At 73.1% G+C, this 25,381-nt stretch carries 15 protein-coding genes; 9 read left to right on the plus strand and 6 right to left on the minus strand.

Annotated features, from left to right (window positions below; all coding sequences use genetic code 11):
- Positions 1 to 163: 163 nt before the first annotated feature.
- A complete protein-coding gene (locus Q1A98_RS04585) occupies positions 164 to 2,638 on the minus strand; it encodes a LuxR C-terminal-related transcriptional regulator (protein ID WP_299570235.1) in 2,475 nt (824 codons plus the stop codon).
- On the minus strand, positions 2,635 to 4,497 hold the full coding sequence (locus Q1A98_RS04590; protein ID WP_299570236.1) for an Hsp70 family protein: 1,863 nt from the start codon (positions 4,495 to 4,497) through the stop codon (positions 2,635 to 2,637). Before Q1A98_RS04590 ends, Q1A98_RS04585 begins: the two co-directional genes overlap by 4 nt.
- Positions 4,498 to 4,811: 314 nt before the next feature.
- Between Q1A98_RS04590 and Q1A98_RS04595 the strand changes: the two genes are divergently transcribed.
- The 3 genes from Q1A98_RS04595 to Q1A98_RS04605 all read left to right on the plus strand — a co-directional run bounded on the left by Q1A98_RS04595 (position 4,812) and on the right by Q1A98_RS04605 (position 14,143).
- Positions 4,812 to 10,451 carry an IniB N-terminal domain-containing protein gene (locus Q1A98_RS04595; RefSeq protein WP_299570237.1) on the plus strand — a complete coding sequence of 1,880 codons (5,640 nt, stop codon included), beginning with the start codon at positions 4,812 to 4,814 and terminating at the stop codon, positions 10,449 to 10,451.
- A gap of 210 nt (positions 10,452 to 10,661) precedes the next feature.
- Positions 10,662 to 12,683 (plus strand): dynamin family protein, encoded by a 2,022-nt coding sequence (locus Q1A98_RS04600; RefSeq protein WP_299570239.1) that lies wholly within the window; start codon positions 10,662 to 10,664, stop codon positions 12,681 to 12,683.
- Complete coding sequence (locus Q1A98_RS04605; RefSeq protein ID WP_299570240.1) at positions 12,671 to 14,143, plus strand: dynamin family protein; 1,473 nt, start codon at positions 12,671 to 12,673, stop codon at positions 14,141 to 14,143. Before Q1A98_RS04600 ends, Q1A98_RS04605 begins: the two co-directional genes overlap by 13 nt.
- A gap of 223 nt (positions 14,144 to 14,366) precedes the next feature.
- Here Q1A98_RS04605 and Q1A98_RS04610 read toward each other — a convergent pair whose 3' ends face one another.
- Together Q1A98_RS04610 and Q1A98_RS04615 are read right to left on the minus strand one after the other, a co-directional pair.
- Positions 14,367 to 15,326 (minus strand): SMI1/KNR4 family protein, encoded by a 960-nt coding sequence (locus Q1A98_RS04610; protein WP_299570241.1) that lies wholly within the window; start codon positions 15,324 to 15,326, stop codon positions 14,367 to 14,369.
- A gap of 131 nt (positions 15,327 to 15,457) precedes the next feature.
- Entirely contained in the window at positions 15,458 to 16,003 is a 546-nt protein-coding gene (locus Q1A98_RS04615; RefSeq protein WP_299570243.1) for a hypothetical protein, read from the minus strand.
- A gap of 124 nt (positions 16,004 to 16,127) precedes the next feature.
- Here Q1A98_RS04615 and Q1A98_RS04620 point away from each other — a divergent pair, with 124 nt between their 5' ends.
- The gene (locus Q1A98_RS04620; protein ID WP_299570244.1) at positions 16,128 to 17,249 is read left to right on the plus strand and encodes a hypothetical protein; all 1,122 of its coding nucleotides are present in this window, start codon (positions 16,128 to 16,130) and stop codon (positions 17,247 to 17,249) included.
- A 3-nt stretch (positions 17,250 to 17,252) separates the two neighbouring features.
- On the opposite strand, the gene Q1A98_RS04625 is transcribed toward Q1A98_RS04620, so the two are convergent.
- Positions 17,253 to 18,413, minus strand: a complete 1,161-nt coding sequence (locus Q1A98_RS04625; protein ID WP_299570245.1) for an FAD-binding oxidoreductase — start codon at positions 18,411 to 18,413, stop codon at positions 17,253 to 17,255.
- A gap of 116 nt (positions 18,414 to 18,529) precedes the next feature.
- On the opposite strand from Q1A98_RS04625, the gene Q1A98_RS04630 reads away from it, so the two are divergent.
- Positions 18,530 to 19,948, plus strand: a complete 1,419-nt coding sequence (locus Q1A98_RS04630; RefSeq protein ID WP_299570247.1) for an LLM class flavin-dependent oxidoreductase — start codon at positions 18,530 to 18,532, stop codon at positions 19,946 to 19,948.
- Here Q1A98_RS04630 and Q1A98_RS04635 read toward each other — a convergent pair.
- Entirely contained in the window at positions 19,935 to 20,525 is a 591-nt protein-coding gene (locus tag Q1A98_RS04635; protein ID WP_299570248.1) for a TetR/AcrR family transcriptional regulator, read from the minus strand. The genes Q1A98_RS04630 and Q1A98_RS04635 overlap by 14 nt on opposite strands.
- 22 nt (positions 20,526 to 20,547) lie before the next feature.
- On the opposite strand from Q1A98_RS04635, the gene Q1A98_RS04640 reads away from it, so the two are divergent.
- The 4 genes from Q1A98_RS04640 (at position 20,548) to Q1A98_RS04655 (ending at position 25,327) form a co-directional block, all read left to right on the plus strand.
- Positions 20,548 to 21,054, plus strand: a complete 507-nt coding sequence (locus tag Q1A98_RS04640; RefSeq protein WP_299570250.1) for a DUF2306 domain-containing protein — start codon at positions 20,548 to 20,550, stop codon at positions 21,052 to 21,054.
- Between the two features lie 22 nt (positions 21,055 to 21,076).
- Positions 21,077 to 23,275: a glycoside hydrolase family 3 C-terminal domain-containing protein gene (locus tag Q1A98_RS04645; RefSeq protein ID WP_299570252.1), complete on the plus strand. Its 2,199-nt coding sequence runs from the start codon at positions 21,077 to 21,079 to the stop codon at positions 23,273 to 23,275.
- A gap of 92 nt (positions 23,276 to 23,367) precedes the next feature.
- On the plus strand, positions 23,368 to 24,216 hold the full coding sequence (locus Q1A98_RS04650) for an SDR family oxidoreductase (protein WP_299570254.1): 849 nt from the start codon (positions 23,368 to 23,370) through the stop codon (positions 24,214 to 24,216).
- 43 nt (positions 24,217 to 24,259) lie between these two features.
- On the plus strand, positions 24,260 to 25,327 hold the full coding sequence (locus Q1A98_RS04655; protein WP_299570255.1) for an NAD(P)-dependent oxidoreductase: 1,068 nt from the start codon (positions 24,260 to 24,262) through the stop codon (positions 25,325 to 25,327).
- Positions 25,328 to 25,381: the final 54 nt, after the last annotated feature.

A 25,381-nucleotide genomic window follows, 5' to 3' on the forward strand; every position in this document is an offset into this window, starting at 1 on the left:
CGTGGGCAAGCTGTGGGCGCCCGGAACTCGCATCAGGAACGCCGCGTGGCAGGTCTTCCTCGCAGGATTGCGACTAGGAAATCGAGATTACCGCACGCTTGCCCGACAGTCGAGGTCCTCCGCTGACCACCTCGGTCCCGAGGCGTTGTGCGCCTGACGGCTCTCAGTCCGCCCCGTGACCGGCCGCGCGCAGCATCGACAGCAGTTCCGAGCGAGACTGCGCACCGAGGCGCCGTCGGATGCGGGCGACGTGGTGCTCGACGGTCTTCGCCGAGATGTACAGTGCCGCACCGATCTCGCGGTAGGTCTCGCCGAGCACGAGGCGGTCGGCGACCTCGGCCTCGCGCTCCGACAGCGCCGACCCGCCCTGGGTGCCGTCGGCCACCGGTGCGGCCGTCCCGATGCTGCGGGCGGTCTGCAGGAGCGCTGTCGCAGCACGGGTGTCGCCGATGCGCAGCGCGCCCTCCGCGGCCAGCCGCGCCCCGTCGAACGAATGGCCCCACACCTGGAGTTCCGTCGCGGCGGTGTGGATCTCGTTCTCAGACAGCGGTGTCACGTCAGGGACGTCGTCGCCCTGCAGCACCCGCAGCCACGCCCGTCCCGCGCGGGCGAGGACGGCCGCATACGGGGTCGTCTCCGCGGCGACTCCGAGCGCGCGTGCGTGGGGGACGAGAGCTGCGGGCTGGTCGCCGAGGATGGCGGCCTGCACCCCGAACCAGTGCCACGCCGACGCCCAGACCGGTGGATCGCCGAGTCCGGCGAGAAGTCGGGTGACCCCGTCGACGAGGTGGGCCATGCGGTCGCCGTCGCCGAGTCGTACTGCGGCCAGCCACAACTCGCCCAGCGGCAGCAGGCTGAACAGGTCCACCTCGGCCTCGGCGACGGTCGTCTGCGCGGCACGCCAGGCTGCGCCGAGTGTGCCGGTGTCCCCGCGTCGCCGGGCGATCGCGGCGGCGAGGGCATGGGCGAGCAACAGGTCGCGGTGGTGGACCGGGGTGATCGCGCCGACGATCTCCGCGGCGTCGGCGAGATCACCACCCGCCATCGCGATCCACGCTTCGAGCAATCGCAGCCGGATCGACGACGTCGGGCGGTCGAGGCCTGCGCGGTCGACCACGGCGCGAGCGCCGCGGAGGTCGCCGCTGTGCACATGGATCAGCACTGCGAGGTCGGCTGCGTCCTCGACACCGATACCGGCCTCGGGCCGCAACGACATCGACCGCAGGACGGACCCGACCGCGCCGGCCGCGGACGCGTCGAGCGACGCGAACATCCCGTCGGCGAGCAGACCGTCGGCGGCGTTGTCGGTGGTGGGCGGGGCCGACCGTGCGGCGGCGGCGAACTCCGCCGCGGTCGTGCGGTCACCGGCGCCGAGCAGCGCGACGACACCAACCGCCGCCTGCGACCCGGCGCGATCGGCACCCAACCACCGGAACAACTGCGCTGCACGGGAGTACGTGCCCCGCCGCGCGGCGACCGCCGCACCGATCCGCACCCCGAGCGCGACGACGGCGTCGTCGGTGGAGGCGAGGGAGTCGTCGGCGACGCGTGTCGCCACGGTGAGGTCGTCGGTCTCGAGGGCGGCGCGCGCGAGTTCCGGATCGACCACTGCGTGGTCGGCACCGGCCGCGCGGGCAGCCGACCACACGGCCATGCGACGGTGCCCGGTGGCCCCGCGCGCGGCGTCGACCAGGAGGGCGGCGAGCTCGGGATGGCTGATCCCCGACTGCGCCGCGGCGATCGCGCCGTCGACCGTCAGGGTGTTGTGCGCCAACCGGATCCGGACGACGGCCTCGCGGACCGCGGTGATCTGGTGCGCGCCGACGACGGCGGCGAGCGGGGACACGGCCGCGGCGAGGAAACCGTCGGAGTCGCCGAGGAACCCCGACGCGCGAGCCGCGTCGATCAGTGAGCGCGCGGTGTCGTCGTCGACCTCGCAGACCGCCGAGACGGTGTCGGGGTCGAGGGTGGCGCCGGCCCCGGCGACGGCCAGGGTGCGCTGGACCTGACGGTCGAGACGGCGCAGCGTCTGGTGGTGCCGTGCACCGATCGCGGCGGTCGCCAGATCGGCGAGGATGCGCTGGTCGGACTCGTCGGGATGGGCCGCGACCGCCGCGAGACCGGCGTCGACGGCGGCGCGGTTGCCGCCGGAGGCCCGGACGACGGCCGCCGCCGCGCTGGTGAGAAGGCGTCGCCGTGACCGTTCGACGACGCCGGGAACGGTCAGTGGCGCGAGGAAGACCACGCGGCCGCGGGCCGCGATCGTCGCGAGCAGGTCGTGCAGGGGCCGGCGGTGGTCGAGGGCGCGGCCCCCGACGACGACCGAGATGTCCGGGCGGGACAGCAGCGCCGCGAGATGACCGAGCGCGTCGTCGTCGAGGGTGTGCACGTCGTCGACCACGACGACGCTGCCCGCGTCGGCATCGGCCGGGACGCCACGGACGAGTCGTGTCCGGTCGTCACCCGCGGCGGCCGTGCCGACCGCCGTGACCACGGCCGACGTGCCGGATCCGGCGACGCCGAAGACGCCGTACGCGCAGGGGTGCCCGGCCGAGGCGGTCGCGTCGACGACGAGCGACCGCGCGTCGGGCATGCCGGACAGGTCCGGCGCCGGTGGACGCAGACCGGCCGTCGTCACTGGCCGAGCAGCCCGCCGACGGAGTTGCCGAGGCCACCGACCGTGTCGCGGGCGCCGCCGACGATCGCGCCGGGGACATTGGTGACTCCGCCGAGGTTCGGCGGTGTGTAGGTGTACGTGGGGAAGCTCGGCAGGGTCGGACGGCCACCGGTCTCCGGCGGGGTGTTCCCGCCACCCGAGCCGCCGCCGGAGGACGCGCCGCCGCCACCGCTGCCGGTGCCGCCGCCGGACGACGTCCCGCCGCCCGAGGAGGTCCCGCCACCCGACGATGTGCCACCGCCGGACTGGGTGCCGCCACCCGAGGAGGTGCCGCCGGTCGACCCGGAGCCCGACTGCGATCCGCTGCCGCCGGACTGGGTGCCGCCACCGGTCGCGGCACCGCCCGAACCGGAGCCGCCGGAGCGCTGCTGCGGGGCCTGCTGCGCGCCGCCGGATCCGCCAGAGCCCTGCGATCCGGTCGGGTTCGCGGCACCCGGCGCCGTCGAGGCGGACGGTGCGCCCGTCGAGGCGGACGGCGCGGCGGACGGTGTCGACGGCGTCGTCGAGCGTGCGGGCTCGTCGGAGAGGGCCGTGCCCAGCGACAGGCCACCCGCGGTGAGCAGTGCGATCGCCACGGCGGCGCCGCCGATGATCGCGAGGCGCTTCGTGCGGCCCATCGTGGTCTTCTCCACGACGGTGGTCCGCGGGGCGGGTGCGACGCGGGCCGATCGTGCTGCGGCCATGTCGGCGGCGGCCGCCGCGGCGTTGGCCGGCATGGCGTCGAGGGCGGCCGATGCGGACGCGATCTCCGACGCCAGCACCGCGGCACCGAACGCGGACGTCGTCGTCGGGTCGCCGTCGGCGACGACGGGCACGCGCAGCGCACCCGAGAGGACCTCGCTGACGAGGGGGATGGCCGCGCCGCCGCCGGTCAGGACGACCGCGGACAGGTCACGCAGGGTGTGGCCACCGGCCGCGACGGTCTCCCGCAGCAGGGTGAGCGAGGTCAGGATCGGCTCGCGCAGCAGGTCTTCCACTTCGTCGCGGACCAGGCGGATGTCGGTGTGGACACCGGGGAGGTCGACGCTGACGACGGTGTCGGTCTCCGAGGAGAGCGCCTCCTTGGCCCGCGCGCAGCGTTCCCGCAGCTGCTCGAGGGCGGCGATCGTCTCCGGGTCGAACGGGTCCATCGAGTCGGCCGCGTCGACGGACTCCACCACGTGCGCCAGCAGCAGCTGGTCGAAAGCGGCGCCGCTGATGTCGTCGGAGTGCTGGGGGCGGCCCATGACCTGCGACGCCTCACCGGTGCGGACGAGCGTGATGTCGAGGGACGACCCGCCGAGGTCGTAGACGGCGACGAGGCCGGAACCGGACGGGGCGTCGTCGGGCGACGGGGCGGAGTGCGCACCGTGCGACGGGGTCGGCGCGTGGAACGCCTCACCGCGCATGGCCTCGGCGGCCGCGACTGCGGCGATCGCCTCGGGGACGACGGTGAGGTCGGTGAGACCGTGGGCGTCGGCGGCGGCGCGCAGGGCGTCGACCGTGTAGGCCTGCCACCCGTTCGGGCACGCGACGACCACGGCATCGGGCTCGACGCCGGTCTCGGCGACGATCCCGGCCAGGGCGATCGCGTACAGGTCCTCACCGCTGAACTGGCGACCGTCGTCGGCGACCAGCGCGACCGGGTCACCGACGCGGGCGGTGAACCCTGCGAGGGTCGACGCGGACTCGGCGGAGCCCGCCGTCGCCAGGGCCGGCTCCCTGCCGGGGGACACCTCGAGCGCGGTCCGGCGGACCAGGGCGTCGTAGGTGCCCGACGGGGTGGTGCTGACGGCGACCGACGTGGTGGTCCCGACAGTGATCCCGAGTGCGGTCGGCATGGGCGCTGCTCCTCTTGCAGTTGGCATCGCAGGCGTTGTCGTCATCAAACACCCGATCGTTACCGCACGTCATCGGTGTGGCGCGGAAAGTCGGGGCGATCCCCCGACCCCCTAACGCCCCCGGGGGACCCCCTAATGGCCCCCACCCGCCGAGAAGGGGGATCGTCCCCGTTCCCCGGGGACCCCCGGCGCACCTAGCGTCAGTTCTCGACACCGGCGGTCCATCCCCCCCGGTACGCCCGGTGTCGACCCCACGGAGCCCGCTCCCCCACCTCCCCCCTCGGGGAGCGGGCCCGAACACTTGAGGAGCTCAGATGCCCACGAACGCAGTTCTCGACTTCATCCTGAACCTGCTGCGCGACGACAAGGCGGCCGCCGCATACATGGCGGACCCCCAGTGCGCGCTCAACGACGCCGGCCTGAGCAACCTCTGCCACGCCGACATCGCCGCTGCCGCCCCACTGGTGGCCGACTCGGGTCTGTTCCCGGGCGGGTCCCGGCTGCCCCAGATCGTGAACGCCGGGGCGATCCCCGCGGCGGGCGGGATCGGCGGCGGCCTGGGCGGCATCGGTGGCGGGATCGGTGGGATCGGTGGCGGCGTCGCCGTCGGCGGCATCGGACTCGGTGGCATCTCGCTCGGCGGCTTCAGCCTCGGGGGCATCAACCTCGGCGGCCTCGGGGGCATCAACATAGGCGGGCTCGGGGGCATCAATTTGGGCGGCCTCGGGGGCATCAACCTGAGTGGCATCGCCTTCCCGTCGCTGACGCTGGGGAACATCGGCCTCGGCATCGGAGGCCTCACCCTCGGTGGGATCAACCTCGGCAACCTCGTCGACCTCAACCTCTCCAACCTGGTCGGGCTCGGCCTGGGCAACGTCGGTGTCGCGCTGGGCGACCTCGCCCTCGGCGCGCAGCTCTCGGCGGTCCTGGCCGCGGCGCTCGCCGGCGCCGTGCAGCTCGGCGGCGACATCGCGCTCGGCCTCGGCGCCGCGTTCGGTGCTTTCGTCGACGCGGTCATCGCCCTCGGCGGGAACATCGCCGCGGTCCTCGGCATCGACGGACTGCTCGACCTCGGCGCCACCGTGGCGGGCGTCTTCACCGGCGGACTGGGCCTCGCAGCCGGACTCGGCGCGCAGCTCGCCGGCACCATCAACGCGGCCGTGAGCGCAGCCGGCGGCATCGGCGCGGTGATCGCCGCCAGCGGTGCCTCCACGGTCGGTGCCGTCCTCGGTGGCGCCCTCGGCGTCGGCGGATCCCTTGCCGCGAACGTGGGCGCGGCGCTCGGCGTCGCCCTCGGTGGCGTCCTCGGCGCCGGCGGTGCCCTGACCGCCGACCTCGCTGCCGCGCTGGCCGGCGGCCTCGGGATCGGTGGTTCGCTGGCCGCCGTCCTCGGCGGGGCGCTCGGCGTCGGCGCCGACCTGGGTGCCGGTGTCGTCGCCGGACTCTCCGGCGCGCTCGGTGCCGCCCTCGGTGTGACCGGCGGGCTCGCCGGGACCCTGAGCGGACTGCTCGACGCCTCCGTGATCGCCGGCCTCGCCGGTGACCTCACCGCCACCCTGCAGACCGCGCTCGGCGGCGTCCTCGCCGCCGGTGGCGCCCTGGCGGGCGACCTCGGTCTCGCGCTCGGTGCCACCCTCGGAGCGGTCGCCGGACTCGGTGGCGCCCTCGACCTCGCCGGCGTCCTCGGTGCCGGCGGCGCCCTGTCTGCCGCGCTCACCGGCGCCCTCGGCCTCGGCGGCGGCGTGACCGCAGCCCTCGCCGGCGCCCTCGACGCCGCCCTGTCGGCGGCCGGTGGACTCGACCTCGCGGCCATCCTCGTCGGCGGCGGCGATCTCGGACTCGCTCTCGGCACCGCCCTCTCGGGCGTCCTCGCGGCCGGCGGCGGTGTCGCCGGGAACCTCGGTCTCGCCCTGGGCAGCGTCCTCGGTGTCGCGCTCGGTGGCGGCGCCGCACTCACCGGCGCCCTCGGAGCGCAGCTCGCCGGACTCCTGGCCGGTGGTGTCGGCCTCGGCGCCGCGCTGGGCACCGTCCTCGGCGGCGCACTGAACCTGGGCGCGGGTGCCGCCCTGCTGGGCACCGTGACCGGTGACCTCTCGGCGCTGCTCGGTGGCTCGCTCGCGGCCGTCCTCTCCGCCGGTGGCGTGCTGCCGGCCACCCTCTCCGCAGTCCTCGACTCCACGCTCTCCGCGCAGCTGGCCACCGCCCTCGGCGGTGTCCTCGCGGCGGGCGGGGTCATCGGTGCCGACCTCGGCGCGGCCCTCGGCGGGACGCTCGCCGCCCTGGTGGGTGCCGGTGGCGGGTTGGCCGCGGGCCTGGGTGGCGCGCTGGGCCTGGGTGGCCAACTCGCCGCCGCGCTCGGTGGCGCTCTCGGACTGAACGGCGCGATCGTGGCCCAGCTGGGCGCCGCGCTGAACACCGCCCTCGGTGGCGGACTCGACCTCGCGGGCGTGCTCGCCGGTACGACGAACCTCGGCGCGATCCTCGCCGGTGCCCTGGGCGCCGGCGGGACCGTGGCCGCGGGCCTCGGCGCCATGCTCGGGACGGCATTGGGGGCCGCCCTGACCGGAGGCATCGGTGCACAGCTGGCGGGTCTGCTCGCCGGCGGCGTCGGCCTCCAGGGTGCGCTCGCGACCGTCTTCGACGGTGTCCTGGGCCTCGGCGCCGCGACCGGCCTCGCCGCCGACCTGAGCGGAGCACTCACCGCTGCCCTGGGCGCCGGCGGCGTCCTGGGCGCCGACCTGGGGGCCGTGCTCAACGGTGGCCTGGCCGGCCAGCTCTCGACCGCCCTCGGTGCCGCTCTGGCGGGCGGCGGATCGGTGGCCGCCGGCCTGGGCGCCGCGCTCGCCCCGGTGCTCGGTGTGGCCGCCGGCCTCGGCAGCGTCGTCGTGATCGACCCGACGATCGTCGCGAACCTCGGTGGCACCCTCGCCGCCGGCCTCGGTGCCGCCCTCGGCATCGACGGCACCGTGATCGGCGCCCTCGGCGCCTCCCTCAACTCGCTGCTCGCCGGCAGTCTGGACCCCACGACCCTGCTGTCGGCGAGCGGCGATCTCACCGCGATCCTCTCGGGCGCTCTCGCTGCGGGCGGACCGCTCGCGGCCGGCCTGGGCGCGTCGCTCGGCGCCGTGCTCGGCACGGCGCTGTCGGGATCGCTCGGTACCCAGCTGGCGGGTCTGCTCGCCGGTGGCGCCGATCTGTCCGCCGCGCTGACCACGGTGCTCGGTGCGGCCACCGGGCTGGGTCTCGGCGGTGCGCTCGGTCTGCCCGACCTCGGCGCCGCTCTGACCGCCGCCCTCGCGGGTGGCGGGCTGGGTGCCGTCGACATCACTGCTGCGCTGGGCGGCGTCCTCGACGCCGGTGCCGGACTGCAGACCACGCTCTCCGCTGCCCTCGGATCGTCGCTCGCCGCCGGCGGCGCCGTCGCCGGACAGCTCGGTGCGGTTCTCGGAGGCACGCTGACGGCCCTCGTCGGTGCCGGCGCAGGCCTCGGTGGCGCACTCGGACTCGGCGGCACCCTGGCCGCCGCGCTCGGCGGTGCCCTCGGCCTGGACGGCGCGATCGTCACCCAGCTGGGTGCGGCCTTGACCACCGCCCTCGGTGGCGGACTCGACCTGGCGGGCGTGCTCGCCGGTACGACAGACCTCGGCGCAATCCTCGCCGGCACCCTGGGTGCCGGTGGCACCGTCGCCGCCGATCTCGGTGCGTCGCTCGGGGCGGCACTCGGCGCCGCCCTGAACGGTGGCCTCGGTGCTCAGCTGGCGGGTCTGCTCGCCGGCGGCGTCGGCCTGCAGGGCGCGCTCGCGACCGTCCTCGGTGGCGCGCTGGGCCTCGACGGTGGTCTTGGCCTCGGTGCGGCGACCGGCCTCGCCGCCGACCTCGGTGGTGCCCTGACCGCAGCGCTGGGCGCGGGTGGCGTCCTCGACGCCGACCTCGCTGCTCTGCTGAACGGCGGCCTGAGCGGTCAGCTGTCGACCGCACTCGGCACGGCCCTGGCCGGTGGCGGGTCGTTGGCCGCGGGCCTCGGCGCAGCGCTGGCCCCGGTCCTCGGTGTCGCCGCCGGACTCGGCAGCACCGTCGTGATCGATCCGACGATCGTCGCGAACCTCGGTGGCACCCTCGCGGGTGGCCTCGGTGCCGCTCTCGGCATCGACGGCACCGGAATCGGCGCCCTCGGCGCCTCCCTCAACTCGCTGCTCGCCGGCAGTCTGGACCCCACGACCCTGCTGTCGGCGAGCAGCGATCTCACAGCCGTCCTCTCCGGCGCCCTCGCCGCCGGTGGACCGCTCGCCGCCGGTGTCGGCGCGTCCCTCGGGGCCGTACTCGGTACGGCGCTGTCGGGATCGCTCGGCACCCAGCTGGCGGGTCTGCTCGCCGGTGGTGCGGATCTGTCCGGCGCCCTGACGACCGTCCTCGGCGCGGCGACCGGCCTCGGTGCCGGGCTGGGCCTGGCCGGCGGTCTCGCCGGTGGTCTCGGCGGTGCACTCGGCCTCGGCGGTGCGCTCGGGATCCCGGACATCGGTGCCGCCCTGACCGGCGCCCTCGCGGCCGGCGGTCTCGGCGCGGCCGAGGTGGGCGCAGCGCTCGGCGGTGTCCTCGGCGCCGGTGCCGGCCTGCAGACCACGCTCTCCGCGGCCCTCGGATCGTCGCTCGCCGCGGGCGGCGACGTCGCGGGTCAGCTCGGTGCGGCCCTCGGCGGCCTGGCCACCGGTGGCCTCGATCTCGGCGGCGCCCTCGGTGTCGGCGGCACCCTGGACCCGCTGGCCGTCGGCGGCGCGATCGCCACGGGTCTCACCGGTGCGCTGAACGTCGACCCTGCACTGGCCGGACAGCTCGGCGGCGCGCTCGGCGGCGCTCTCGCCCTCGATCCGGCGGCCCTCGGTGGCGCTGCCGGCATCGGCGGGGCACTGTCCGCGGCGCTCTCCGCCGGCGGCCCGATCGCGGGTGCGGTCGGTGCGGGCCTGGGTGCGGTCCTCGGCGGCGCGGTCGTCGCCGACGGGGCCACGCAGCTCGTCGCACAGCTCGGCGCCGGCGTCGGACTCGGCGGTGCCCTGGCGGGAACGGTCACCAATGCCCTGTCGCTCGACGGCCAGCTGGGTGCCCAGCTCGGTGCCGCGCTCTCCGGCGCCATCTCCGGTGCCCCCGTGCTCGGCCTGCCGGATCTGGGCGGTGCCCTGCCGAACCTGGGTCTGCCGGACCTGGGTGCCCTGCCCGGACTGCCCGGCATCGGACTGCCCGACCTGCCGGCACCGACCATTCCGACGCCGGGTGTCCCCGACCTCGGTGGTGCCCTCGGCGGCCTCATCGGCGGACTCACCCCGGAGCTGCCCTCCGGTGGCGACATCGTCGGACCGATCGTCAACGGACCGAACATCATCGGTCCGGTGCTGAACGGCCCCGACATCATCGGCCCCGTGTTCCACGGACCCGACATCATCGGTCCGGTCTTCAACGGACCGGACATCGTCGGCCCCGTGTTCAACGGCCCGAACGTGATCGGCCCGGTGTTCAACGGACCGAACATCGTCGGCCCGGAGTTCAACGGACCGAACATCATCGGCCCGTCGGGTTCCGGCCCGAACATCATCGGACCGTCGGGATCGGGACCGCACCTCGTCGGCCCGTCGGGTTCCGGCCCGGACCTCAGCGTCCTGCCCGGCACCGGCGCCGGCAGCAATGCGGTCGCGCCCTCGGCGACGGCGGGCGATCCGACGGCCACGCAGCACAGCAACCCGTTCCCGGACACCTCGACCTCGTCGCACAGCGGCTGGTCGGGCCTGAACCCCGACAGCACGTTCGGCGGGACCTCGGGCGAGTCGGACCTCTCGAGCGGGCTGCACAACGGCCTGACGAGCGGTCTGCAAGGCGGTCTCGGCGACGTGACCGGCGGCCTGACCGGTGGCGGCCACGTCGACCCGTCGGCCGGCACCCACCACACGGACATCGGCCACGGCTGATCCCCACCCGCCGGACCCGACGCCCGTCGGGTCCGGCGCCACAGAGCCGGTCACGGCCGAACGGACGGTTGCCCCGAACTGCCGTCTCGAGGCCTTGTGACGGCATCGGCCCCGTACGCTCTGCGTACGGGGCCGGTGTGGTTTCTGGCCCCGGGCCGTCGCCACCGCACCCGCGTCACGACACACGGACAGGACCCCGCCACCCCCACCATGCAGCCAACGCCCCCGCCCCACGGTTCACCTCTCCCCGCCGCCGGCCCCGCGACACCGGCACAGCAGTTCCCGGGATCGCACGGTCCTGCGGGGACCGATCAGACGGCGAGCAGGCAGCTGGAGGAACTGCTGCGGCAGATGGCGGAGGTCGCCGCGGGGCTGGAGCGGGAGGACCTCGTCGCCCGTCTCGACGGCGCGCGGACCCGCATCATCGATCCCCGACTGCGGATCGTCGTGGTGGGTCAGCTCAAACAGGGCAAGAGCCAGTTCGTGAACTCCCTGCTCGACATCGAGGTGTGCTCCGTCGGCGACGACGAGACCACCGCGGTCCCGACGCTGGTGCAGCACGCGCAGACGGCGTCGGCGCGGCTCGTCCTCGACGACGCCGGCGGGGAGCCGCTGATCGTCGAGATCCCGATCGACGCGATCCGCGGCATCACCCCGGAGACCCCGTACGCGGAGGGCCGGCCCGTCGTCCGGCTCGAGGTGTCCGTGCCCAACCCGCTGCTCGCCGACGGGCTGGTCCTCGTCGACACGCCGGGCGTCGGCGGCCACGGCAACCCGCACGCCGCGTCGACCCTGGGTCTCATCCCGTCCGCGGACGCGGTGCTCGTCGTGTCCGACGCCAGCCAGGAGTTCACCGAGCCCGAGGTGCAGTTCCTCAAGCAGGTCACCGCGCTGTGCCCGACGGTGGCGTGCCTCGTCTCCAAGACCGACCTCTACCCGCACTGGCGCCGCATCGTCGAAGCCGATCGCACACACCTGCAGCGCGAGGGCATCGACGTCCCGCTGCTGCCCATCAGCTCGGTGCTGCGGACCCACGCGATCCGCCGTAACGACGCCGGCCTCATGGCCGAGTCGGGCTTCACCGATCTCTACGGGTTCCTCCGCGACCGCGTCGTCGCGCACGCCGAACAGACCACCCGCGCCTCGGTCGCGCTCGACCTGCGATCGGTGTCCGAGCACCTCGCACTCACCCTGGGCAGCGAACTCGCGGCCCTGCGGGACCCCGAGACCGCGGCCGTCGCCCTCGAGGGTCTGCGTCGGGCGCAGACCGCGGCCGAGGAGATGCAGCAGAAGTCGTCGCGCTGGCAGCAGACCCTGGCCGACGGCATCGCAGACCTCGCCGGCGACGTCGAGCACGACCTGCGCGACCGCCTGCGTGCGGTGACCCGCGAAGCCGAGAAGGCTGTCGACGAGGGCGATCCCGGCAAGGACTGGGCGCAGCTGTCGGAGTGGTTGGCCGACCAGATCGCGACCGCCGTCGGCGACAACTTCGTGTGGGCGCACGAGCAGTCGGTGTGGCTCGCGAACCGCGTCGCCGAGCATTTCGCGGAGACGGCGAAGACACAACTGCCCGACCTCGACATCGCCGACATCGACGGGGTCTTCGAACCGGTCACCGAACTCGCCGACCTCGAGTCGGGGCGGCTCGGCATCGGACAGAAGGCGCTCATCGGCCTGCGTGGGTCCTACGGCGGTGTGCTGATGTTCGGTCTCATCACCACGCTCATGGGGCTGGCGCTGATCAACCCGATCTCCGTCGGCGCGGGTGTGCTGCTCGGGTCCAAGGCCTACCGCGACGACAAGGGTGCCCGCGTCGACCAGCGTCGGATCAAGGCGAAGCAGGCGATCCACGCGTTCACCGACGACGTCAGCTTCCAGGTCGGCAAGGAGTCCCGTGACCGTCTCCGCGGGGTCCAGCGCGCGCTGCGCGACCACTTCGTCGACGTCGCCGACCAGGCCGCGCGCTCGGTGAGCGAGTCGTTGCGGGTGGCGCAGGAGGCCGCGCAGTCCGAGCACTCCCTGCGGGCGTCGCGCACCGCCGAACTCGAGCAGCAGCTGCGGGCGGTCGCCGCGCTGCGCACCGTCTCCGACCGCCTCGAGGTGGCCGCCGGACCGGTCCGGTCGGCCGTCGCGCCCGCAACCACGCCCCCGCCCGGGCAACCGGCCGTCGCGCAGTCCCCGACCACCCCGACGGGCCGCCACAGCACCGATCCGTCACCATGGCAGGCGTGAGGACGCTCGACCGGGCGCGCGCCCTGATCGACGCGGCACTGCAGGCGCACGCGCACGACCCGGACAGCTACGGACGTCTCCTCGAGTGCTCGCGTCGCCTCGACGAGCCCCTGCGCATCGCGCTCGCCGGGTCGCTGAAGGCGGGCAAGTCGACGCTGCTCAACGCGCTCGTCGGGCAGGACATCGCCCCGACCGACGCGACGGAGTGCACCCGCGTCGTCACCTGGTACCGCCAGGGCGCGACGCCCACGGTGACCGCCACCTACGACGAGAACCGCACCACGTCGATCCCGGTGCTGCGGCCCGGCGGGCGACTCACCTTCGACTTCGGCACCCTCACCTCCGACCGCGTGTCCCGTCTCGATGTCACCTGGCCGGCATCGGCGCTGCGCAGCACCACCATCATCGACACGCCGGGCACGGCGTCGCTGTCGCGGGAGGTGTCCGCGCAGACCGTCGACATGCTCACGCCCGAGGACGCCGAGTCGGGCGCCGACGCCGTCGTCTACCTGCTCCGCACTCTCTCGGCCGCGGACACGACGATGCTCGGCCGCATCAACGAGTCGATCGGGCGGGAGTCCGGGCCCCTCGGCGTGGTCGGCGTCGTGTCCCGCGCCGACGAGATCGGCGCCGGGCGCATGGACGCGATGATGTCCGCCCGTGACGTCGCCGCCCGGTTCGCCGGGGAACTGGAACGGACCGGCCTGTGTCAGGCCGTCGTCCCCGTCGCAGGACTGGTCGCCCTGGCTGCGCGCACGATGCGCGAGGTCGAGTACCGGGCACTGGTCACCCTCGCGGGTGTCGCACCGGACGATCTGGACCTGGCGATGCTGTCGGTGGACCGGTTCGCCTCCCCGACAACGGATCTGCCCGTGTCGCCGGAGGTCCGCGCCGGGCTGCTGGACCGGTTCGGGATGTTCGGCATCCGGTTGTCCGTCACGCTGATACGCCTCGGTACTCCCGATTCACCCACGCTCGCAGCCGAACTCGTCGAGCGCAGTGGGCTCGACGAGTTGCGGTCGGTGATCGACGTGCAGTTCGGGCAGCGGGCCGAGCAGCTCAAGAGTCACTCCGCCCTCGTCGCCGTCGGGCGGATCCTCGCCGACAGTCGCGCCGCAGGGGCGACTGATCTGCGTCACGACGCCGAGCGGATGCTCGCCGACGTCCACGGCTTCGCCGAGCTGCGACTGCTCGGCCGGTTGCGGTCGGGACGGATACACCTGCCCGAGGAGCACCTCGCCGACCTGACCCGCATCGTCGGCGGCATGGGCACCGACCCGGCGATCCGCCTCGGCCTGCCCGACGACAGCGACGACGACGCCATCCGCGCCGCGGCGCTGGAGGCCGTCCGGATGTGGCGCGCCCGCGCCCGCCACCCTCTCCTCGACCGCCCGACGTCCCTCGCCTGCGACGCCGCCGCCCGCAGCGCCGAGGGCGTCCTCGCCGGACTCGCTCGCTAGACCCTTATCTCGCTACCGCGAGCCGGTTTCGCCCGCGAAATCCCGGTGGCGAACCCGCCTCCGGGTGGCGATACGGCGACAGCGCGGGCGAGATGACGCAACTTCGCACGGTCGGCTGTCGTTCGCACGCCCTCGCGTCGTTCGCATGCCTCCGGCGCCGTGCGGACGGCTCGGGACCGTGCGAACAGCGCGCGGACATGCGATCGCGACGACGGGGGCGAGCTCAGCGTTCGAAGCGCGTACCGCCGGGTGGGATCTCGTGGACCTGGAACAGTCCGGGCGTCTCGGTCACGACTGCGGCGTGGAAGACCTGGGCGCCGTCGACGATCGCCATGCAGCCGGCCACGAATCCCGGTGTGTTCGGAATCCACGGGATGAGTGTCTGCGCCCCGCCGACGCGGTCGCTGCCGTACTTCTCTGCGGCCGCCGCCATCACAGCCCGGGCGATGGCTCGAGTGTCTGCACCAGGGTCATCCGGATCACGGTCGGACAGCGAGACCTGCGGGCTCTCGTAGCCCGTGTGGATGACGACGGACTCGATCGGTGCGGGCTGCGGTGCTTCGTCGTCACTGCCCCTGGGTTGCCAGTCGACGCATCCGTCGACGATCCGCGGTTCCCATCCGTCGACGACGGTCCCGCTCTCGATGCTGCTGCGCAGCCCGACGAGCATCGCGGTGATCGACTCCCAGGTGGGCTCACCCTCGTCGGCCCCGTCTTTGTAATAGTTGCGAACGCATCCGCGGCGCGGGCCGGGGCGCACGTCACAGAAGTAAAGCCAGCCGTCGAGTCCACTGATCGGGATGTATTGCGGCAGGAAGGCGACGGCCACATCGCCGGCATTCGGATGCTCCACCGGCAGTGCGTCGTATCCGCCGACGTAGTACTCGGTGTCCCCGTCGGCCAGGTCCCGCCAGACCTCAATCATCAGTTCTCGCTCCGAGTGCGCGCGCTCGACGCCGAACAGTTCCTGCCTCGGAAAGATGTCGCCTCCGAGGTTGTTCTCCGGCTGCCCGCCGTGAAGGGCGAAGAACTCGCGCAACTCGCCGGGCCAGTCCAGGCCGGTCGACGCCTCCACCGACCGGACCTGCTCAGCCGAGGGTGGCGGCAGGAACGACTCGGCCGTCCGCGGAGCCTTCTCGCGCAGTGTGGACATCAGGTCGGCCCAGGCGTCGGAAACGGACATGCCGGGAATGCTAGCGACGGCAACGACCGGTCGGACGCTGACTCGCAACCGGACGGCGGGTTCGCCCGCGGAATCTGGGTGGCGAACCCGGATCGCGGTGGCGAAGCGGCCGGATCGCGGGCGAAAAGGCTCTAGACCTTCGGTGCCGCCTCCAGCCAGCGGGAGACGCGGGGCAGGAAGATCAGGACGGTCGCGATCACAGCGAGGGCGGCGACGGCGAACGGCAGGATGTTCAAAGCCGGGCTGACGTCGCCGCGTGCGGGGGAGAGCACGGTCCAGAAGCCGATCGATCCCACCGCGGTGAGGACCCCCATCGTGGTCAGCGTCGTCCGCGATCCGCGCAGGCGCTCGCGGATCCGCACCGAGCCGTAGATCACGAGCAACACCACGATCACCACGATCGCGGCGGCGCCGATCATCGTGATGTCGACCGCGGCGCGGATGTCACCGGGCGAGGTGGTGGGGTGGTCGTCGGTGAGCGACCTCCGCAGCGTGGCGCGCACGACGTCCTGCTTCAGCGCGACCAACACCGCCGACACGAGGAGACCCACCAGCGTCACGGCCCACAGGCCGATCGCGGCGTCGACCTGACGGGGGCGGTTCGGGTCGACCGGCTCCCGCATCGGCGCGACGGACACCGGCGGCCGGGACGGGCGGGCAGGACGATCGGCGGTCACAGGGCCAGAGCGTAGACGCGAGCGGCGCGCCGAGTGGCCCACACCGGCGAGCCGGATGCCCGCGCGCGGCGCGCGGGCCGATAGTGTCGGGTCCGATTCGAGATCGTGGAGGAGGTGAGTCGCGGTGAGTCAGGTGCTGGGCGTCTCCGTGACCGACCTGCAGGTCGCCTCGGTGATCATGGAGGCCGAGACGGGCAACGTGCTCGCCCGCAACACCGCCGACCTCTCCGACGCCACCCCGGATTCCGTCCTCGACGCCGTCACCCAGCTCGTGGAGACCGTCCCGTTCGAGGTCGAGGCCATCACCGTCGCGTGCGCGCAGCGCAGCGTCCAGGTCGCGCTCCACAACACGATCACCGCGGGCGCCTCGGGCGACCCCGAGTGGTACCGCCGGACGATCGTCACCGACACCCCCTTCGCCTTCGCGAACGTGGCTGCGGCGCAGTCGGATCAGCGCGGTCAGGTGGTCGTGATCGACCTCGCCGACGACGCGATCCCGTTCAACGAGTTGTCCATCGCTGCCGTCGACACCGAGACCGCGACGGTGGTCGGCGCGGTGCAGCTGCCGGGTGGTGGGCAGCGCGAACCGGTCACTGATCCGTCGGGTGCCGCCACCGTCGGTGAGGCATTCCGACTGCTCCCGGTGAGTGAGACCGGCCGCACGGGCGTGTTCGTCGTCGGACCCGGCGCCGCCGTTCCCGGTGTCGCGGCCGCCCTCGAGTACGAGACCCAGCTGCCGGTCCAGATCGCCGAGGCGCCGACCTATGCGGCCGCGCACGGCGCCGCACTGCATGGCCGCACCCGCCTGCGGACCGGATCGGCACGGACGCGGTGGATCATCCTCGCCGGCGCCGCGCTGGCCGCCCTGGTGCTGGCGATCGTCGTCGCGGTGGTCGTGCTCGTCGCCGACTCCGAGGACTCGCCGACGCCCGCGAACAGCACCGAGTCCTCGAGCACGACGCCGACGACCACGTCGACCCCGAGCCGCACCTCGTCGACGCCACGGCCGACCACCACGACCGACACCGCGACACAGGACCAGGGGACCGACACCCCGACCGAGGCGCCCGCCCCGCCACAGACGGTCACGGTCACCCCACCGCCACAGACGGTCACACGGACGACGACGCCGCCCCCGGTCACGACGACGACCCCGCCGACGACGACCACCACGGTCCCGGATCCCAGCGGTGGTGCCGGTGGGTCCCCGGCCGCGTCGGTGGTGAAGCCCTCTTCGGCAGGCTGACCCTCAGACCGGGTCGTGGTCGATGAGTCGACCGGGGACGCCGGCGACGATGAGGGCTCGACGCGTCGTCTCGATCATCGACGCCGATCCGGCGAGGAGCACCTGGCGCTGCGACCAGTCGCCGGCACGCGCCACGACGTCGGCGAGCCGTCCGGTGCGGTGGTCGGCATGCAGAGCCGCGAGGTCGACGGCGTCGTCGAGCCACCACGGGTCGGTCTCGGTCTCCGACATCAGCGTCACCGACAACCACGGGTTGACCGTCGCGAGATGCATCAAGCGCCGTGCGTCGTACAGCTCACCGGGGTAGCGCGTCCCCCAGAACAGGTGTGTCGGTGCGACATCGACCCGTCGGGCAAGGTCGTGCAGGATCGCCCGCAGGGGAGCGATGCCGGTCCCGCCGGCGACCATCAGCGTCGGCCGGGTCGGGTCGACGCTCAGCGTGCCGTGGCTCTGCGCGAGCGTCCACACGTCGCCGACCGCGGTCTCGGCCACGATGGACGTGCTGACGCTGCCGCCAGGCACCGACCGCACGTGGAACTCGATCTCCCCGTACGGGTTCGGCGGGATCGCGGGGGACAGGTGGCGCCAGACGCGCGGCCACTGCGGGATCGACACCTCGACGTACTGGCCCACGTCGAACGCCTCCGCGACGTGCTCGGGGTGCTCGGCGACGAGGCGCACCACGGCGAGATCCCGGGTCAGCCGGTACTTCTCGACCACCCGCGCCGACCACGTCGGCGGGCTCGTCGCCGTCATCGCCGCCCCGCGCATCACCCCGGTCACCAGCGACGTGGTCTGCACCACCGGGCCGGCGTCGTCGTCGGCGGGATCGAGGTCCGCGACGGCGAGCAACTGGCCGGCCAGCACCCGGCCGAACACGTCGTAGTGGCTGTCGACCACCCCGAACTTGCGGTGGTCGCGGCCCAACTGGGCGAGGGTCTCGACGAGCTGGGGGTGGGTGGCCGGATCGGGCAACGATTCCAGGACGTGGTCGAGCATCCCGAACAGGGCCGCACGCTGGTGGGTCATCGTCAGCGGGAACAGGTCACGCAGATCGGGATCGACGGAGAACAGCCGCGTGTAGAAGTCCTCGACGAAGCGATCGGGATCGGAGCGGATCATGTCGCGCACCGTCGTCAGCCCAGGACGTGCGTGACTTCCCATGTGCGATGCGACCTCCTCCTCGACGACGCCCACCGTACCCACGCCGTGCAGGGCGCTTTCCCCTCACCGTGGTCGCAATCGTCGCGCGTGGAGGCCGTCTCCGGTTCGCTGGCAGGATGACCCGCCCCATCCGCTTCAACGCCTTCGACATGAACTGCGTCGCCCACCAGTCCCCGGGGCTGTGGCGCCACCCGCAGGACCGGTCGTGGGACTACACCACCATCGACTACTGGGTCGACTTGGCGCGGTTGCTCGAGCGCGGCGGGTTCGACGGCCTGTTCATCGCCGACGTGCTCGGCACCTACGACGTCTACGCCGGCACCGACGAGGCCGCCATCCGTCAGGGCGCGCAGACCCCGGTGAACGACCCGCTGCTGCTGGTCTCGGCGATGGCGCACGCGACCGAGCACCTCGGTTTCGGCATCACCACCGGAACCGGGTTCGAGCATCCCGTGCCGTTCGCCCGGCGCATCTCGACCCTCGACCATCTGACGAGGGGCCGGATCGGGTGGAACGTCGTCACCGGCTACCTGCCGTCGGCGGCGCGCAACATGGGCGAGACCGATCAACTCGCGCACGACGCCCGCTACGACCACGCCGACGAGTACCTCGAGGTCCTCTACAAGCTGTGGGAGGGGTCGTGGGAGGACGACGCCGTCCGCCGCGACCGCGAGGCGGGGGTGTTCGCCGATCCCGCGAAGGTGCACCACATCGGCCACCAGGGCACCCACTACTCGGTGCCGGGGATCCACGTCTCCGAGCCGTCGCCGCAGCGATCGCCGGTGATCTACCAGGCCGGGGCGTCGCCGCGCGGCATGCGGTTCGCGGCGGGCAACGCCGAGGCGATCTTCGTCGCGGCGCCGACGAAGGAGATCCTGTCGTCCGTCGTCGGGAAGATCCGCGCGGAGCTCGTCGCCGCGGGCCGGGGTGCGTACGACGCGCGCATCTACACGCTGCTGACGATCATCACCGACGCGACCGATGAGGCCGCGCAGGCGAAGGCCGCGGAGTACCGCTCCTACGCCAGCGACGAGGGCGCTCTCGTGTTCATGTCGGGCTGGATGGGCATCGACCTGTCCGCCTACGACCTCGACGAGCCCATCGGCAACGTCGAGTCCAACGCCATCCAGTCCGCTGTGGCCGCGTTCTCCCAGGCCGACCCGGACGGCAAGGAGTGGACGGTGCGTGACATCGCCGCGTGGGGTGGCATCGGCGGGATGGGGCCGGTGCTCGTCGGGTCGGGGGAGTCGATCGCGCAGCAGCTGGAGGAGTGGGTCGCCGAGACCGACGTCGACGGGTTCAACCTCGCCTACGCGGTGACGCCGGGGACCTTCGCCGACGTCGTCGAGCACGTCGTCCCCGCGCTCGAGAGGCGCGGCAGCTACCAGCGCGAGTACACGCCGGGCACGCTGCGCCACAAGCTCTTCGAGCGCGGTGACCGCCTGCCCGACAACCACCGCGGCGCGAGCTACCGCGTCGGTGGACCGAACTCGACCATCGACGACTCGATCCGGTCGGGCGTCAGCGCGGGGTGACGAACGGCGCGGCGGCCAGGAGCAACGCCTCGTCGTAGCGGGCCGAGCGCTCCGCGTCGGTGTCGTCGGCGAAGGTCCTGCCGGACAGCTCGAGTCCGACCATTCCGTGAGCGACGACCCACAGGTGCATCGCGATCCGATCGGGGTCACCGGTCATCGACCCCGCCCCGACCGCCGCCTCGACGCGGTCGACGAGAGGCTGGAAGGTCGCGTCGGCGGCCGACGTGTCGTCGTCGGTGAGCACGAGACCTGCCGGCGGCGGACCGAACATGAGCGTGTACAGGCTCGGTGACTCCAAGGCCGCCGCCCGATAGGCGCGTCCCGCGGCGGTGAGCGCCGACAGCGGGTCCGCGCCGGTCGCCTCGTCGAGCCGAGCGCCGAGACGTCGGAAACCCTCGCGGTACAGCGCCGACAGCAGCGTGTCTTTGCCGCCGAAGTGGGTGTAGACGGCCATCGTCGACGTACCCGCCGCGGTGGCCAGCTTGCGCGTGGACAGGCCCGACGGACCCACCTCGTGCAGGATCCGGGCCGCCTCGTCGAGGAGGCGGCGGGAGAGATCATCGTTGACGTCAGCCACCTGACCAGCATATAACAGTGTGATGAGTCCTGTCGTCGCCGTTCACGCGGTCTGCGCAACCCTCGCGCTGCTGCTGGGGCCGGTGGTCCTGCTCCGCCGCCCGCGCGGCGACACCGCCCACCGGTGGCTGGGCAGGATCTGGGTCGGCGTCATGTACGTCGCACTGGCCACGTCGATGTTCATCGAGCAGCTCCGACCGGGGCACCTCAGCTTCTTCCACGCACTGACGGCCTTCACGACGATCACGATCTCCGTCGGACTCTGGGCCGCGGTCCGCGGACGCGTCGAGATGCACCGGCGGTTCATGCGGAACTCGTGGTTCGGCGTGGTGGGTGCGTTCACAGGTGCGGTGGCGGTCCCGAGCCGGGACGTGCCGCAACTCGCCACCCACGACCCGATCCTGTTCACGACTGCGGTCGTCGGTCTCGTCGGAGGGTGCGTCGCACTGGTCGTGGCAGTGGAGGTCGTCGCACGTCGGCGATGGACGACGCGACCATCACACGCGATGACGTCCGTAGGGTCGGGGTGATCGACGAGCGGCAGGAGGCAGCATGGCCGACGAGGCCCCCACCGACCCGCGGGTCGCGCTGACGCGTGGCGCCGATTTCTGGTCGACCGAGGCGGTCGGCGATGTGCCGTCGTTGGTCCTCACCGACGGCCCGCACGGTGTCCGACGCCAACGCGGCGACGCCGACCACCTCGGCATCGCCGATTCGGAACCCGCGACGTGCTTCCCACCCGCGGTCGGACTCGCTCAGAGCTGGGACCGCGATCTCGTCGAGGGGGTCGGGGTCGCTCTCGGTCGGGAGGCGCGCGCTCTCGGCGTCGACGTGTTGCTCGGTCCCGGGGTCAACATCAAGCGCGATCCCCGCGGCGGCCGGAACTTCGAGTACTGGTCCGAGGACCCACTTGTCGCCGGCGTGCTGGGCGCCGCGTGGGTGACCGGCGTCCAATCCGTCGGCGTCGGTACGTCTCTGAAGCATTTCGCGCTCAACCAGGCCGAGACGGACCGGATGCGGTCGAGTTCCGACGTCGACGAGCGCCCGATGCGCGAGATCTACCTCCGGGCGTTCGAACGCATCGTGCGGACCGCGCGCCCGTGGACGGTGATGTGTTCCTACAACCGGATCAACGGGGTGTACGCGGCCGAGAACCACTGGCTCCTCACCGACCTCCTGCGCGGGGAGTGGGACTTCGACGGGCTCGTCGTCAGCGACTGGGGTGCGGTGCGGGACCGCGTCGCCGCCCTGGGCGCGGGCCTGGACCTGACGATGCCCGGCGACGGCGGGACGGGGGACGCCTCGGTCGTCGCCGCGCTCGAGTCCGGTGTCCTCGACGCAGCCGATCTCGACCGCGCCACCGCGGCGGTGGCGAGGCTCGCCGAGCGGACCGCCGTCGGCCGCGCGCACCGGGACGACGTCGACCACGATGCGCACCACCGCCTCGCGCGCGAGGTCGCCGCGCGGTGCGTGGTCCTGCTGAAGAACGAGGGCGGCGTGCTGCCACTGCGTCCCGGCGCCCGCATCGCCGTCATCGGCGAGTTCGCGCAGTCGCCGCGGTACCAGGGCGGCGGCAGCTCGCACGTCGCGGCCACCCGCGTCGACATCCCGGTCGACGAGATCCGTGCGCACGCCGGCGACGAGTCCGTCACCGCGGCTCAGGGTTTCACCACGGACGACTCGGGCGACGCGGTCGCGCTGCGGGCCACCGCCGCCGGTGCGGCGGCCGACGCGGACGTCGCGGTGGTGTTCCTCGGGCTGGGCGACACGCAGGAGTCCGAAGGGTTCGACCGCCCCGACATCGAGGTGCCCTCGGACCAACTGGAGCTCGTGGCGGCAGTCGTCGCGGCCCAGCCGCGCACCGTGGTGGTGCTGTCGCACGGCGGCGTGGTCCGCCTCGCGCCGTTCGTCGACGACGTCCCGGCGATCGTCGACGGAGGGCTTCTCGGTCAGGCCGGTGGGGGAGCACTCGCCGACGTGCTGTTCGGCGTCGTCACCCCATCGGGCCGACTGGCCGAGACGGTCCCGGTGCGCCTCGCCGACTGCCCGTCGTACCTCGACTTCCCCGGCGAGCACTCGCATCTGCGCTACGGGGAGGGCGTCTTCGTCGGCTACCGCGGCTTCGACGCGCGCGAACTGCCCGTCACGTTCTCGTTCGGACACGGACTGTCCTACACGGACTTCGAGTACTCCGAGCCGACCGTGACCCTCGACGGTGACACCGTGCGCGTCGAGGTGCACGTCACCAACACCGGCGCGGTCGCCGGACGCGAGGTGGTGCAGGTCTACGTCGGTCGCACGGAGTCGACGGTGGTGCGCCCGGTGCGCGAACTGAAGGCCTTCACCGTGACGCCGGAGCTCGAGCCGACGGCGTCGCACCGCGTCGCGATGTCCTTCGAGCGGGCGGCGTTGGCGCACTGGGACGTCCGCGTCGGGAGGTGGATCGTGGAGGGTGGGTCCTGGGACGTCGAGATCGGGGCGTCGAGTCGCGACATCCGCCTCGAGGCGTCGGTGACCGTGACCGGGGACGACATCGATCTCCCGGTCACCTGGCAGTCCACGCTCGTCGAGGCGCTCGCGGATCCCGCCGTCGCCGAGGCGTTGTCGTCGTCGATGCCCGACGGTGCGGGGGGCATGGCCGGGTCCGATCTGCTGACCCTCGTCGGGTCCATGCCGCTCGACCGGCTGCGGAACTTCGGACTCGCCTCGCCCGCCCTCGTCGACCTCCTCGGCGATCCCGACGCCGTCTGAGGGCAGGGACGCAGCGACGCTGTACGGTCTACCGAACGAGCGATCGGTCACGTGTGGCCGCGGTCGCAGACCACGACTGATCGGAGGCCCGGATGGGGACGTTCGCGGTGACGGGAAGCGCGTCCGGGATGGGCGCGGCGGTGACGGCTCGGCTCATCGCCGACGGTCACCGCGTGATCGGTGTCGATCGCCAGACCGCCGACGTCGTGGCCGATCTGTCGACGGAGGCGGGGCGGACCGAGGCGACGCGCGCGGTCCTCGACCTGGCCGACGGGCACCTCGACGGAGCGGTGATGGCGGCCGGGCTGGGTCCCACACCACGCAAGGAACACCTCGTCGCGACGGTCAACTTCTTGGGTGTCAGAGACCTGCTGACCGGGTGGCGCCCGGCACTGGAGGCCGCCGGCGGGAAGGCGGTCGTGATCGGGTCGAACTCGTCGACCACCACCCCGCTGGTCCCGAGGTCCGCCGTCCGTCGACTCCTCGCCGGTGATGTCGACGGCGCGGTGCGCGTGATGCGCAGGTTCGGTCCGGCGGCGGGGGCGTTCACCTACGCGGCGTCGAAGATCGCCGTGACCCGCTGGGCCCGGCGTGCCGCGGTCACCCGGGCCTGGGCCGGATCCGGGATCAACCTCAACGTGATCGCCCCGGGTGCGGTGATGACCCCGATGCTGCGGACGCAGCTGCAGGGACAGAACGCCGGCCAGTTGCGGGCGTTCCCGATCCCGACCCGACGCTTCGGCGACCCGGAGAACATCGCGGCGTGGATCGTGATGATGCTCGGTCCCGCGGCGGCGGACATGGCCGGGAGCATGGTCGTCGTGGACGGTGGGACCGACGCGCACTTCCGGTCCGATCACTGGCCCGCTCCCGTCCCGCTCCGGTCGCTTGCGCGCTACGGGTTCCGCTTCCTGCGGCACGACGCGCACGTGGTCGACTGAGGCGCGCGCTGCACGTCGCAGCCATGTCATCGGGGGAGGACTGATGATGTCGGGTGAGGTGGGCCGCCATGTCCTGGTGACCGGCGGGTGCGGACTCGTCGGACGCCACACGGTCGAGTCGCTCGTGCAGGCGGGCCACGAGGTCGTCGTGATGGCGCGACGGAGCCGGTCGAACGAGAAGACCGTCCAGCGCTTGCGCCGCCTGGGGCCGGGACGCGTCGACGTGCGATGGGGCGATCTCGCCGATGCGGAGTACGTGGCGGGCACCGTCGCCGAGGTGCGGCCCGACGCGATCGCGAACATCGCGGCGATGATCCCGCCGGCCTGCTATCGATCGCCCGGACGCGCGCGCCGGTCGAACGTACTGGCCGTCGAGAACATCGTCCGGTCGGTCGAGGGGACGACGGTGCGCCTGGTGCAGGCGTCGAGCGTCGCGATCTTCGGCCCACGGAACCCCTTCCACCACGACGACCTGCTCGCCGCCGACACCCCGCTGCGACCCCGAGATCTCTACGGCGAGACCAAGGCAGCGGCCGAAGAGGTGATCCGCCGCGGCGACATCGACGGGGTCGTGCTGAGGCTCGGCGGCGTGATCGACGTGGCGCGTCCGTTGTGGTTGGAGGGCGACGAGGTCCGGATGGAGGCGGTGATGCCCGCGGACGGGCGCATGCACAGCATCGACGTGCGCGACGCGGGTGCCGCGTTCGCGGCCGCGAGCGTGTCCACGACGCTCGCGGAGCGGACGTACATGCTCGGCGGGGACGCCTCGCACCGACTGCGCACCGGGGATTTCGCCGACGCCTACGCGTCCGCGCTGGGCATCACCCGAGGGTTGCCGAAGGTCCGCCACGGCGATCCCGATGACGACGACACCTGGTTCGCGACCGATTGGATGGACACCGCGTCGGCGCAGCGCGATCTCGATTTCCAGCACCACACGTTCGACGACTCGATGTCCACCCTGCGTCACCACGCGAGGTTCGCGCGGCCGCTCGCGCGGGCGGTGCAGCCACTGGTCCGGCGAGCGCTCGCCGCACGCACCGCAGCGATCGCGACGTATCCGACCCCGTGGCACGCGATCGACGGGGTACTGGCCTGCCGCGAGACGTAGGGCGGATCTAGACACATTGCTGCACGACTGTCTAGTGTCGGTCGCACACCGGCG

This window comes from uncultured Williamsia sp., assembly GCF_947494875.1.
Classification (GTDB): Bacteria; Actinomycetota; Actinomycetes; order Mycobacteriales; family Mycobacteriaceae; genus Williamsia_A.